The organism is Arthrobacter sp. SE2, assembly GCF_058244265.1.
In genome coordinates this window covers 40,904-52,783 of sequence record NZ_JBZAYA010000005.1, presented here as the reverse complement: position 1 = coordinate 52,783, position 11,880 = coordinate 40,904, and the positions used below count along the sequence as shown (strand labels likewise).

The window sequence follows — 11,880 nt, the reverse complement described above, 5'->3', positions numbered from 1 at the left end:
TGCCTGGCCTTATCTGGCCGCGCCTGTCGTGGTCCTGTGTCCGGCAATGGCACGCTGGTCGGCAATGGAACTTTGTTCGGCAATGGCAGCCAGCAGCAGCTCGCAAGCGGCGTCGACGAGTTCCTCCGCGATGTTCAGCGGCGGCAAGAGCCGGACCACGCAGTCGTCCCGCCCGCCGCATTCTAGGATCAGGCCCCGCTCCAGGGCATTTCGCTGCACTGCGCGGGCCAGGTGTCCGGCAGGACGTCCTGTCCCCGGATCGCAGAGCTCGATTCCCCACATCAGGCCCCGGCCCCGTACCTCGCGCACCCAGGGGTTGGCGGTCAAGGGCGCGAGGAGCCGGGCAATCTGCGCGCCACGGCTACGGACGTTGCCGAGAACGTCGTCGCGCCGGATGATCTCGACGGCTGCGGCCCCCGCGGCGAATGCCAGCTGGTTTCCGCGGAATGTCCCGGTGTGGGCACCCGGGAGCCAGCGGTCGAGGTCCGTGTTGTAGATGATCAGCGCAACGGGGAGGCCTATTCCGCTAAGGGCCTTGGATGCCACGATGACATCGGGTTCGATCCCGTACTGCTCGAACGCGAACCACGTTCCGGTGCGCCCGCACCCGGTCTGGATCTCATCGATAATCAGCGGGATGTCCAGCTCACGGGTCACCCTGCGCACGGTTCGCGCGAATTCGACGGTGGCCGGTACAACTCCCCCCTCGCCCTGGACCATTTCCATGATGACGGCTGCGGGAAGTGGAATGCCCCCGAGCGGGTCTTTGAGGGAATGTTCGAAGAATTGGACACAGTTGGTCGCACAAGTCTCCGGGCGCAGGCCTACGGGACACTGTGCACAGTAGGAATAGGGGAAGAAGTGCACTCCGGGCATCCCGTTCGCCACCGGTTGCTTCTGTTCAACTAGTCCGGTCAACGCCATCCCCACGGCGCTGCTGCCATGGAATGCTCCCTGGAAGCACACGATGTCCCCGCGTCCGGTGGCTGTCTTGCACAATTTGATCGCAGCATCCACGGCATTTGCACCGGTCGGTCCGCAGAAATGGATCTTCATCCGATCGCCAAGTCCCCAAGGAAGCATGGACAGCTGTGCGCTCGTGAAGGCGTCCTTCACCGGCGTCGGGAAATCAAGCCCATGGCTCAAGATCCGCACTTGTTCCGCCACGACCTCGACCAGTTCCGGATGGCTGTGCCCGAGGGACAAAACCCCGGCACCGGCCAGGAAATCAATGAAGACATTGCCATCGACGTCCCGCACAAAGGCACCGGAGCCCTCGGCAATCGCGATGGGAAGATGCCGCGGATAAGTACGGGCATTGGATTCGTGGAGTTCCTGGCGAGCCAACAACTCGGCAGATCCGGGTCCTGGCAGGGGCCCGGTTACATGTGCCGAGGTCAAGGTAGCCTGCTGCGGGAGAGTGTTCATGGCGATCGGGTCCTTATCCCGGGGATCCGCCGAGGCGGATCAATGATTGAGCGCTTCCCGCGGCCGTGCCTTGGCGAGGCGGGGAGGATGGGGCGCCGATGCTGCGGCCCCGCTACGGCGCTTTGGAGGCCTCCTCCCCTGCCTGGTTCAGTCCTGCATGATCCAGTCCTGCATGATCCAGTCCTGCATGATCGAGCCCGAAGGCGAACCGCACGGCGCGCTGCGCGTCCTCGAGCACTGCCGCGCGGACAACGACGTCGATGCGCACGTCGGACGCCGAGATCAACTCGATCTCGGCTCCCACGTCCGAAAGGGCCTTGAAGAGCCGCGAAAAGACCTGGGCGTCAGTGCGCAGGCCCACTCCGATCAGCGACAGCCTGCCGATCTGGCCGTCGTACTGGAGGTCGATGAAGCCGATGGCCCCCTGGGCAATGGACAAGGCCTCACGGACACGGAATCCGTCCCGGCTGGGAATCGCCAGCGAAATGTCTCTGCCGCCGGCGCGCGCGGACGAGCTGTTTTGAACGACCATGTCAACCTGGGCGCGCGCATCGGCAAGAAGCCCGAAGATTTCCGCGGACTTTCCCACGCCATCCGCAACGCCTATGACCTTCAGCTTCGCCACGGACCGGTCACAGAGAACTGCAGATACCACTGGCTGCTCAACGGCCGGAGCCCGTTCCCAGACCGGCTTGTGGTCCCACACCGCCTCTTGGTCCTGGCTTGGGAGGATCAGGGTTCCCATGACACGGTTGAAAGACGAACGCACATGGATGGGGACGCCAAAACGGCGGGCATACTCAAGGCATCTGGCATGCACCACTTTGGAACCGGACGCAGCCAATTCCAGCATTTCCTCGTTTGAAATGACATCGATTTTCCGCGCGCGGGGAACGACCCGCGGGTCCGCGGTATAAACGCCGTCGACGTCGGTATAGATTTCGCACATACCGGCACCCAACGCGGCGGCCAAGGCGACGGCCGTGATGTCCGAACCGCCCCGGCCCAGCGTGGTGACCTCTTTCTTCTTGAGGCCCTTCCCTTGGAAACCAGCCACGATGGCAACTTCTTCGCGTTTCAGGCAGGCGCGGATATGGTGCGGGTCAACGTTGACGATGTGCGCCTTGCCGTGGATGCCGTCGGTAATCAGTCCGGCCTTCTTTCCGCTGAAGGTCCGGGAAGGGACACCAAGGTCGGACAGGGCAATCGCCAGGAGCGTCACGGAGATCCGTTCACCTGTGGTCAGCAACGCGTCAAGTTCGCTGGCGGGAGGACTGGGGCTGAGTGACACGGCCAGGTCAAGCAGTTCGTCGGTGGTGTCGCCCATGGCCGAAACCACGACCACCAGCGGGTGTCCGGCCTCCCGGGTCTCCGCGATCCGCCGGGCCACTCGTTTGATGGCTGCTGCATCGGCTACGGAGGAGCCTCCGTATTTCTGCACTATGAGGTCCCGGGCCCGAAGCTTGGTACGCGTGCGTAGCGCCGTCTGTTCGAGACCGGGGAAGCGTTCTGGTCCGTCCACCTCCGGATGCTGACTGTCTGCTGGTAGATCCCGAATGCTGACTGTCTGCTGGTACATGGAGCCTCCTGGAGCCCGCATACCCCCTTGCCGATCTTACAACGTATAGACCTCGCGGGCGGTTCACCTAGGCAACAAAAACGAACCTTTGGAACGCCACGGGGAGCCAGCGCTTCGCGGATTATCACTATCTTGACGTTCGTCACAAAAGTGATAATCTCAATGCATGGAAAACAGCACCGGCCACTCCGAAGAGAACATCAGGGCCCAAAACATCAGGCCCATCGAGGATTCGGTCCGCACCGACTTCAGCCAGGCCATGTCCTACGGCGGGTATCTGGATCTGGACCGCCTGCTCACGGCCCAGCACCCGTTGAGCACGCCGGAACACCATGACGAATTGCTGTTCATCATCCAGCACCAGACCAGCGAACTGTGGCTCAAGCTCGTCCTGCATGAACTCCTCGAAGCCCGCCGGCTCCTTGATGCGGACAACCTGGCCAAAGCCCTCAAGTGCATCGCACGCGTCAAGGCGATCCAGCGCACCATGACCGAACAGTGGTCTGTCCTGGGCACGCTCACTCCCCGCGAGTACTCCGAATTCCGGCGCTTCCTGGGCAGCTCGTCAGGCTTCCAGTCCCACCAGTACCGGGCCGTCGAATTCCTGTTGGGCAACAAGAACCGCGGCATGCTCCGGGTCTTCGAGAGCGATCCGGCGGCGCACAGCCAGCTCAGCACGCTCCTGGAGGAGCCGACGCTTTACGACGCCTTCCTCGCAGTGCTGGCGCGGGCCGGCTATGCCGTTCCCGCCGAAATCCTGGAACGTGACACCAGCGAACCGTGGACGTTCCGGAAGGACCTCGTCCCGGTCTTCCAGGAGATCTACGAATCAGAAGCTACGCCCTGGGGTTTCTACGAAGCTTGCGAAGACCTCGTAGACATCGAGGACAACTTCCACGCCTGGCGCTTCCGCCACTTACGGACGGTGCAACGGACCATCGGATTCAAGGTGGGGACGGGAGGCTCGTCCGGCGTCGACTTCCTCAAGAGGGCCCTTGACCTCACCTTCTTCCCGGAGCTCTACGCCGTCCGCACCGAGATCGGCAACTGAACAGCAACCCCGTTCCAGCAACCCCAAAGTTTTCTTCAGGAGAGACATGAACAGCGCACAGCAAACGCAACGGCCGACGTCGGGAGAGCTCGACGCCGCGGATCCCCTCGCCGGGCAGCGTGAGGCCTTTTACGCCCCGGCGGACGGCCAGCTCACCGCATACCTCGACGGGAACTCGCTCGGCAGGCCGCTCAAAGCGACGTCGGCGAAGCTCGCGTCCTTCGTCGAAGAGGCGTGGGGCAGCCGCCTCATCCGTGGTTGGGACGAACAGTGGATGGACGAGCCCACCACGGTGGGCGACCGGATCGGCGTCGTCACCCTGGGGGCTGCCGCCGGCCAGGTCACCGTGGGAGATTCCACTTCCGTGATGCTCTACAAGCTCATCCGGGCAGCGGTCGACGCCCAACCGGGTCGTGATGAGATCGTCGTGGACCGGGACAACTTCCCCACGGACCGTTTCATCATCGAGGGCATCGCCGCGGAGAAGGGCGCCACTATCAAGTGGGTTGCTTCAAATCCGGCCAGCGGCGTCCGGACCGCAGACCTCGAGGGACTGCTCAGCGAGCGGACCGCCGTCGTGGTACTCAGCCACGTCGCTTACCGTTCCGGTTTCCTGGCGGATGCCGCGGCGATCACCGCGATGGTCAAGGAAGCCGGTGCGCTCATGCTCTGGGACCTGTGCCACTCCGTAGGCTCGGTGCCCCTCGAACTCGACGCCTGGGATGTGGACCTTGCCGTGGGTTGCACCTACAAATACCTCAATGGCGGCCCGGGCTCCCCCGCGTTCGCCTACGTCAACGCTTCGCAGCAGGACCGCCTGCAGCAGCCGATCTGGGGCTGGATGGGCGCCGACAACCCCTTCGGCATGACGGAAAGCTACAAACCGGCACAAGGGATCCGAAGCTTCATCACCGGCACTCCCCCGGTGCTGGCCATGCAACCGCTCAAGGACATGGTTGAGCTGATCGCATCAGTGGGCATGGATGCCGTGCGGGAGAAGTCCATCAAGCTGACGGAGTACGCAATCGCCTTGGCTGAGGACATGCTGGTCCCCCTCGGCGTCGAAATTGTCAGCCCGCGCAACACCGCAGAGCGTGGCTCGCACATCACGGTGGACCATCCCTTGTTCGCCGAGGTGACCCAGACACTCTGGGAACGCGGTGTCATTCCCGATTTCCGTCCCCCGCACGGACTGCGGATCGGCCTCTCACCGCTCAGCACCAGCTACGCGGAGGTTGAGCTGGGAGTGACAGCCATCCGGGACGCCCTCACCGAACTCCTGTGAGCGCTGTCCTCGACGACATGGACTCCCGGCCCGGGAGTACCACGTCGTTGCTTCGCACGGTCATCGGGCTGTACCTGCGCGATGCCGGCGGATGGATGTCCACGAGGCACATCATCGCCCTCTTGGAGGCTCTTGATGTAACCGCGGCTGTTTCCCGGACGGCATTGTCACGGTTGAAGAAGAAGGAAATCGTCGTTCCTCAGGTGCGTCATGGTGTTCCCGGCTTCGCCGTCACCGAGGGCGCCGCATCGATGCTTGCCCGCGGCGACAGGCGGATATTCAACCCACGCCACATGTCCTCCGCGGACCGCTGGTGCCTCGTTTCCTTTTCCATTCCGGAGACGGAACGGGAAAAGCGGCACCAATTGCGGCGGCGACTGCACTGGATCGGCTGCGGCACGGTGGCAGCCGGGCTGTGGATCTGCCCGGATTCGCTTCGGGAGGAAGTGGAGGAGATCCTGGAGGACCTGGAGCTGCGCGGTATGGCCACGCTGTTCGTCGCGGACACTCCCCTGGTCGGCGGCAGCCTCCGCGATGCCGCATCCGCATGGTGGGACCTGGATGCGGTCGCAGAACTGCATCGCGACTTCATCCGGCATCATGGTTCCGCGGCCGACGACGACGGCCCGGCCTCGGCCGAAACCTTCGCGCGTTATGTCCGATGCATCGACCGCTGGCGGATCATTCCGTACTTGGATCCGGGACTGACGGCGGATTTCCTTCCCGAGGATTGGCCTGGCATGGCTGGAATCGCGCTCTTCGAGCGCCTCGGGTCCGCTTATTCACGGCCTAGCGCGGACTTCGTGCGGAGGACGCTGGAAGGGTAGCGGGTCCAGTTCCTCCTCAGCCGTAGGTCACAGTCGTTCCCGCTGTGGGGGTCCATGCGATGCGCCCGCCTTGGTAGTTCTGCACCACCCCGCCGTTTCCGGCTGGGTATTCGTTCGTCGTTGGGTAGCCGAGCGGGCCGTTCTCGTAACCGGTTGCCGCCCAAGCCGCACGAATTCCCCCGAGACTCACGTGCGCCCCGGTCGCAGGAGACCAGACAATCGCACCACCCTGATACATCTGGTAACAACCGCCGTCCCGCAACCCGCACACTTCATTCGTCGTCGGGTAGCCGAGCGGGCCGTTCTCATAACCGGTAGAAGCCCAAGCCGCACGAATTCCCCCGACACTCACGTGCGCCCCGGTCGCGGGAGACCAGACAATCGCACCACCCTGATACATCTGGTAACAACCGCCGTCCCGCAGCCCGCACACTTCATTCGTCGTCGGGTAGCCGAGCGGGCCGTTCTCATAACCGGTAGAAGCCCAAGCCGCACGGATTCCCCCGACACTCACGTGCGCCCCGGTCGCAGGGGACCAGACAATCGCACCCCCCTGATACATCTCGTAGCAACCATCGTTGCGCAATCCACAGACCATCACAGAGGCCGCTGCACCGACACTTGGGGATGCGGCAGCCGCCGTCGTGATCGTCGTCGCAGCGTCAACGGACGCAGGTGTGGGTGCCGCCGAAAACAGCAGGCGGTTCGGAGTTCCCGGGCTGGAGCCGGAAACGACGCCGGACGAGGCTTCAGAAAGCAGGAGCGTCCCGACGGCGGACGGAGACAACCGCGGGTACAAGGACAACAGGGCCGCCACTGTGCCCGTGACGTGCGGAGCCGCCATAGACGTTCCGCTCATGACGGCCGTGGCGGTGTTCGATGCGATCCCAGCTGACGTGATGCCCACTCCTGGAGCATAAAGGTCGACGCAGTTGCCGAAGTTGGAAAAGGACGCCTGCCGGTCCGAGGAGTCGCTCGCGGCGACGGTAAGGGCGTCCAGGACCCGTGCGGGGGAAGTATTACAAGCGTCTGTCGTGGCATTGCCTGCCGCGACGACCGCAGTGATGCCCTTGGAGATGAGACCCTGCACCGCGGCGTCGACCATAGGGCTGGGAGGGCCGCCGATACTCATATTGGCCACGGCCGGTGTACCGGCAACGTGGTTTGCCGCAACCCAATCGAGTCCGGCAATCAAGTCGGAGGTGTACCCGCTGCCCGTACAGTCGACGACGCGCACGGGCACAATCGTGGCACTTTTGGCAACTCCGTACGTCTGGCCCGCGACAATTCCGGCGACGTGGGTGCCGTGGCCATCGCAGTCGTTTGTTCCCTGGCCGTCGGCTATCGCAGTCCAGCCGTTTGCCACCCTGCCACCGAACTCGGTGTGGCTTGCAAGCACACCACTATCGATCATGTAGGCGACCACCCCGGCACCCGAAGCAACGGGGGTATAGGTGCCGGATAACGGCAGGGTGCGCTGGTCGATCCTGTCCAATCCCCACGGCGCGCCTTGCTCGGTAGCCGACACCTTGAGCGGTGCGTCAACCTCGACGGCGGCAACCTGCCCGGAACGCTTCAGCTCATCCGCTTGGGCCGGGGTAGCGGTCACGACGGCCCCCTGCATCGCATTCGTAAAAGTCCTTGCGACCGTGACGTTGCTGGAACGCAAGGATTGCGCCCCCGCCGCGGCATCCGTTCCAGCCGCATACTTCACGATGTAGCGGGAATGTCCATCATCCTTCGCACTGCTTGCCAGGATTGATGGGATCGGCGAGGCGGCTCCCGCGGAAACTCCGGAAAAGGCCACAGCGAAGGTGGCCAGCAGCAGCGACAGGATATGACGAGAAACGGACGCGGAACGAATTTTGGACTTCCTTCAGGTGTCGGGCCGGACGCTCAAACCAGGAGCTAGCTGGACCAAGCTTAGTTCGCGCAAACCCCTCAATGAGGAAACTGCGGCGATCCTTGGTTGAACTTTGGATTCTTCGGTAAAAGTCGGGGACGCGGCCCAAAGTGAAAATATTCCTTCCTCAACGAGGCACGTGATCACTCCGGACACCAGGCGTACTCTGGAAGCATGAACTTCGCCGATGGTGGATGGTTCGCGAGGTTGCCATGACCCGCTCTTGGTTGCGTTGGTTGCCAGCTGCGCTGGTTCCGGTAGCGCTTGCTGCGGCTGCCCTGGCTGGTTCCTACCAGGCAGGGGCCGCGACGAGTCTGCCGCACAAAACGGCAGAGGAAATTATCGCGATGATCGGCCGCGCCGACGTCCACTCCTTGTCCGGAACCCTTCAACAAAGTTCCGAACTGGGACTCCCCCAGCTCCCCTCCGTCGGGCCGACTGCAACCCAGGGTCCGGCTTCGGTCATCGAGCTTTTGAGCGGTTCACACACGGCCCGGGTCTATCTGGACGGCCCCGCCAAGGCCAGGTTCCAAGTGATGGACATGCTCGCCGAGCGCGACGTCGTCCGCAATGGAAACGATCTCTGGCTCTACAACTCGGCCGACAACAGTGCGGCGCACATGACGATGCCCGCTGAACCGGCGCGCGCAGCGACCCCGCACGCGACCCCGACTCCGGGGGCAACCACTCCTGACGTCGTCGCGCAGCACTTCCTCGCCGCCGTCGGGCCCACCACGGACGTGACAGTGGGCGACGGAACCACGGTGGCCGGCCACACGGCCTACCAATTGGTGATCAAGCCGCGCAGTACCGCGACGCTCGTAGATTCCGTGACAATCGCCGTTGACTCCGCCTCGGGCCTGCCGCTCGGCGTCGACGTGCGGGCACGCGGCCAAGCCGCAGCGGCCTTTTCGCTCGCATTCACCGAGCTGAACTTGTCAGCGCCCGACGCCGCCGTGTTCAGCTTCACCCCGCCGCGCGGTGCCGCGGTTGAAGAGAAAGCAACCCCGCAGCCGCGTGCCCTCCCCGGGAAGACCGGGCAGGCACCGGAGGCAAACGCAACAGCCGGCCGGCCAACGATCACAGGCACCGGTTGGGACACAGTGATCGCCCTGCCCTCGGGCACGGTCCCCACGGATGTCCGCTCGGCTCCGATGTTGGCCCAGCTCACCCAGCCGGTCGCGGGTGGCCGTGCGCTGACGACCAGCTTGGCAACTGTCTTGGTGCTCGACGACGGCCGCGTCTTCGCGGGAATGGTGCCACTCGAGCGGTTGCAGTCCGCAGCCGCCACGAAATGACGGAGGCGGCCGCGCCAGCTGAACTGGCGATCGAGACCCAAGGCCTGAGCAAGCGCTTTGGGCACCGGGCCGCCGTCGACGGCGTTGACCTTGCAGTTCCCCGCGGTTCGGTTTTTGGCTTCCTTGGCCCAAACGGCTCCGGCAAGACCACCACCATCCGGTTGCTGCTTGGCTTGGCGGCCGCCACGAGCGGCCACATCCGGGTACTTGGCGGCGAGATGCCGCGCCAGCTTGCAACGGTGCTGCCGAACGTGGGCTCGCTGGTGGAAGGCCCGGCCTTTTACCCTTTCCTGTCGGGGGCGGCGAACCTTCGGCGCTTGGACAGTGCCGATCTTCATGCCTCCCCGCGGACCCGGGCCGCGCGGGTGGATGACGCGCTCGAGAGGGTGGGGTTGTCGCATGCCGCAGCTAAGAAGGTCCGCGCCTATTCCCTCGGGATGAAGCAGCGGCTGGGGATTGCGCATGCCCTGCTTCGTCCGAGGGAACTGCTTGTCCTCGATGAACCCACCAACGGCTTGGATCCGCAAGGGACCCGGGAGGTGCGCAGCCTGGTCCGCTCGCTCGCCGCCGGGGGCACCACAGTGTTCGTTTCCAGCCATCTCCTCGCGGAAGTGGAACAGATGTGCACCCATGTGGGAGTCATGAGTGTGGGCAAGCTCGTCGCGCAAGGAACCCTGCACGAACTGCGCGCCGCGGGAAAGGCAACGATCCGGCTCCACACGCCCGATATCGAAGCCGCCGTCCGTGTCCTTTCCAGGCTGGGCCTGCAATCGGAACTGTCTGTTCCGCCGCCCGGCTCGTACGGTGCCGATGGCCAGAGCCTCGTCAGCACCGGTCCACCGGGGCACGAAGTCGCTCCCGAGGCGATCGTGGCTGCCCTCGTGTCCGACGGCGTCCGGGTCCAGGGCTTCGGCGTGGAGAACGCCAGCCTGGAGGAGCGTTTCGTCTCCCTTACCGGAGAGGGTTTCGACATTGCCGGCTGAACACGGAACCGAATCTTTGGCCGGCGCGCCCAGCGTCTCACTGGCTAGCCCCCGGCCATCAAGCTCGTGGTCACTCATGGCTTCGGAGCTCTCGGTGCTGTTCAGGCGGCTGCGGACATGGGCCATGCTCCTGGCGCTCGCAGCGATTCCCATCCTCATCGCCGCCGCGGTCAAGCTGAGCTCGCATCCCGTGGCCCCGGGGCGCGGTCCGCCGTTCCTGGATCGCATCACCCAGAACGGGCTTTTCGTCGGCGTCACGGCAATGATCGTCTCCGTGCCTTTGTTCCTTCCGCTCACGATCGGAGTGGTGGCCGGCGACACGATTGCCGGAGAAGCGAATCTTGGCACGCTCAGGTACTTGCTCGTCGCCCCGGCGGGACGCGTCCGCCTCCTGTTGATCAAATACGCGGCCGCCGCGGCGTTCTGCCTGGCAGCGAGCCTTACGGTGGCCGCCGCCGGTGCGCTGGCCGGCGTCGCGCTCTTCCCGGTGGGTCCCGTCACCCTGCTGTCGGGAGACACGATCGGCGTGGGCGAATCCGTGGTGCGTTCCCTGCTGATTGCTGCATACATTGCTGTGTCGCTGTTGGGGCTGTCCGCTATCGGGCTGGCGATTTCCACCTTTACGGACGTGCCGGTCGGGGCCATGGCTGCAACCATAGTGTTGTCCGTTGTGTCGCAAGTGGCCGACAACCTGCCGCAACTGGAGTGGCTGCACCCGTGGCTGTTCAGCCATTACTGGTTGGGCTTTGCCGATCTCTTGCGCCAACCCATCTCGTGGACGAGCTTCGGCGACAATGCCTTGCTGCAGGCGGGCTACATCGTGGCGGCCGGTGCGCTGGCTTATGGCAGATTCACGAGCAAGGATGTCCTGTCCTGAAGTAGGGCCTGCCCGTAAGCTCGTGGCATGGCAAGATTCTTCGATGTTCACCCGCAGGACCCCCAACCACGCGCAATTGCCCAGGTGGTGAATATCCTCCAGTCCGGCGGGCTCATCGCCTACCCCACCGATTCCTGCTACGCTCTCGGCGCGCAAATCGGCAATAGGGAAGCGCTCGATCGGATCCGCTCGATCCGGCAGCTCGACAGCAAGCACCATTTCACCTTGGTCTGCAAGGATTTCGCGCAACTCGGGCAGTTCGTCATGATCGACAACGATGTCTTCCGAAGCATCAAGGCCGTCACGCCGGGAAGCTACACGTTTATCTTGCCGGCCACGAAGGAAGTGCCGCGCCGTCTCCTGCACCCCAAAAAGAAGACGGTAGGCGTGCGGATTCCGGACCACAATTTTGTCCAGGCACTGCTGGCCGAACTGGGCGAACCACTTCTTTCCAGCACCTTGCTGCTCCCCGACGAAGAGGAACCCTTGACCCAAGGCTGGGAAATCAAGGAACGCCTGGACAATCTGGTCGAAGCGGTGATCGATTCCGGAGACACCGGCGCAGAGCCCACAACCGTCGTGGACTTCTCGAGCGGCACGGCGGAAGTGGTCAGGCGCGGCACCGGCGATCCCTCCCGATTCGAGTGAG

The 11,880-nt window shown here is 64.0% G+C and carries 10 protein-coding genes; 7 read left to right on the top strand and 3 right to left on the bottom strand.

Annotated elements, in window-relative coordinates; all coding sequences use genetic code 11:
• Positions 1 to 9 precede the first annotated feature (9 nt).
• The gene (locus tag AC4CS3_RS08680) at positions 10 to 1,428 is read right to left on the bottom strand and encodes a diaminobutyrate--2-oxoglutarate transaminase family protein (protein ID WP_490783096.1); all 1,419 of its coding nucleotides are present in this window, start codon (positions 1,426 to 1,428) and stop codon (positions 10 to 12) included.
• A 112-nt stretch (positions 1,429 to 1,540) separates the two neighbouring features.
• On the bottom strand, positions 1,541 to 3,007 hold the full coding sequence (locus tag AC4CS3_RS08675; protein WP_490783095.1) for an aspartate kinase: 1,467 nt from the start codon (positions 3,005 to 3,007) through the stop codon (positions 1,541 to 1,543).
• A 166-nt stretch (positions 3,008 to 3,173) separates the two neighbouring features.
• Here AC4CS3_RS08675 and kynA point away from each other — a divergent pair, with 166 nt between their 5' ends.
• Genes kynA through AC4CS3_RS08660 form a run of 3 tightly spaced genes read left to right on the top strand, consistent with a single transcriptional unit; the run spans position 3,174 to position 6,170 of the window.
• A complete protein-coding gene (gene kynA, locus AC4CS3_RS08670) occupies positions 3,174 to 4,058 on the top strand; it encodes a tryptophan 2,3-dioxygenase (protein ID WP_490783094.1) in 885 nt (294 codons plus the stop codon).
• 46 nt (positions 4,059 to 4,104) lie between these two features.
• Positions 4,105 to 5,343, top strand: coding sequence for a kynureninase (gene kynU / locus AC4CS3_RS08665; RefSeq protein WP_490783093.1), 1,239 nt, complete (start codon positions 4,105 to 4,107; stop codon positions 5,341 to 5,343).
• Entirely contained in the window at positions 5,340 to 6,170 is an 831-nt protein-coding gene (locus tag AC4CS3_RS08660; protein ID WP_490783092.1) for a PaaX family transcriptional regulator, read from the top strand. The genes kynU and AC4CS3_RS08660 overlap by 4 nt, the downstream gene beginning before the upstream one ends.
• A gap of 16 nt (positions 6,171 to 6,186) precedes the next feature.
• Here the strand turns inward: AC4CS3_RS08660 and AC4CS3_RS08655 are convergent, their stop codons facing one another.
• Positions 6,187 to 7,779, bottom strand: a complete 1,593-nt coding sequence (locus tag AC4CS3_RS08655) for a S8 family serine peptidase (protein WP_490783091.1) — start codon at positions 7,777 to 7,779, stop codon at positions 6,187 to 6,189.
• Between the two features lie 506 nt (positions 7,780 to 8,285).
• Between AC4CS3_RS08655 and AC4CS3_RS08650 the strand changes: the two genes are divergently transcribed.
• From AC4CS3_RS08650 to AC4CS3_RS08635, 4 genes are all read left to right on the top strand, one after another.
• Complete coding sequence (locus AC4CS3_RS08650) at positions 8,286 to 9,371, top strand: LolA family protein (RefSeq protein ID WP_490783090.1); 1,086 nt, start codon at positions 8,286 to 8,288, stop codon at positions 9,369 to 9,371.
• The gene (locus AC4CS3_RS08645) at positions 9,368 to 10,354 is read left to right on the top strand and encodes an ABC transporter ATP-binding protein (RefSeq protein ID WP_490783089.1); all 987 of its coding nucleotides are present in this window, start codon (positions 9,368 to 9,370) and stop codon (positions 10,352 to 10,354) included. The genes AC4CS3_RS08650 and AC4CS3_RS08645 overlap by 4 nt, the downstream gene beginning before the upstream one ends.
• A 76-nt stretch (positions 10,355 to 10,430) precedes the next feature.
• The gene (locus AC4CS3_RS08640) at positions 10,431 to 11,231 is read left to right on the top strand and encodes an ABC transporter permease (protein ID WP_490783088.1); all 801 of its coding nucleotides are present in this window, start codon (positions 10,431 to 10,433) and stop codon (positions 11,229 to 11,231) included.
• Positions 11,232 to 11,258: 27 nt separating this feature from the next.
• Entirely contained in the window at positions 11,259 to 11,879 is a 621-nt protein-coding gene (locus AC4CS3_RS08635; protein ID WP_059389303.1) for an L-threonylcarbamoyladenylate synthase, read from the top strand.
• Position 11,880: the final 1 nt, after the last annotated feature.